The organism is Parendozoicomonas sp. 209JJ7-1 (assembly GCF_058147085.1).
In genome coordinates this window covers 1-820 of record NZ_JBYVJU010000093.1, presented here as the reverse complement: position 1 = coordinate 820, position 820 = coordinate 1, and the positions used below count along the sequence as shown (strand labels likewise).

Here is an 820-nt window from a genome sequence, read left to right as displayed (position 1 = left end):
CACGTATTAAGGAACATATGAGTAAAATCTCGATAAAAGTATCTGTGTTAGGTCACTTACCTGCAAATTTTGACAAGAACTCTATCAAGAATCTTTCTTCAAATATTTTCGAAATAGAAGGAGCGGTACAAACCTATACTTTAAATGCAGATTCGGATCTTCCAGATTGGGCTTTTAGCGATGAGCTGTTATCTACCCAAGCGCCAAACAAAGGAAACGAGGATATTCTAATTCTTCTTACGTCAGTTCCTTTGGAAGAAAACTATTATACGAGAAGAGTATCAAATAACACTGTTATCTTTACCTTCCATGAAATATCAGATTACCTGCTATTTCAAAACATACCATTAGAAAATGTAGTTAAACGCCTAATTTATGCCTATAGCCTTGTCTATTTGAGAAATGGCGGTCGTATTCCATTGAGTGATGAAATCACTAACTTCACACATGATGAAACTCGTGGTTGTCTCTATGACATGAATGGTTTGAAGGAAGATATTGTTCATTCATGCCATGAACCTCAAATTTGTGATGATTGCACTAGAAGAATGCAAAATGAGAGGGTAGCATCAGAAATAATCATTCATGCAAAAGATGAAATTAAAAACATCAGGAAGCACCGATATTTCATCATGTTAGATTGGATTAAAACTTATCCAATATTTTCTATATTAATATCTTCAGTTTGGGCAGTAATCCTTGGCATTACTGGCTCATTTATCTTTTCTTTAATATCAAAGTGATGAGTAAAATACGTGTAACAAGTGCATCCAGGTGACGCCGGAGGCGCACCTGATGCAAGCGTTAGGTGAAGCTGAGT

The 820-nt window shown here is 35.7% G+C and carries 1 protein-coding gene; it reads left to right on the top strand.

Annotation, left to right across the window (positions count from 1 at the left end; genetic code table 11):
* On the top strand, window positions 1-743 hold a 743-nt coding region (locus ACY2RQ_RS19510; protein ID WP_490114682.1), incomplete at its 5' end, for a hypothetical protein.
* Between the last annotated feature and the right edge of the window lie 77 nt (window positions 744-820).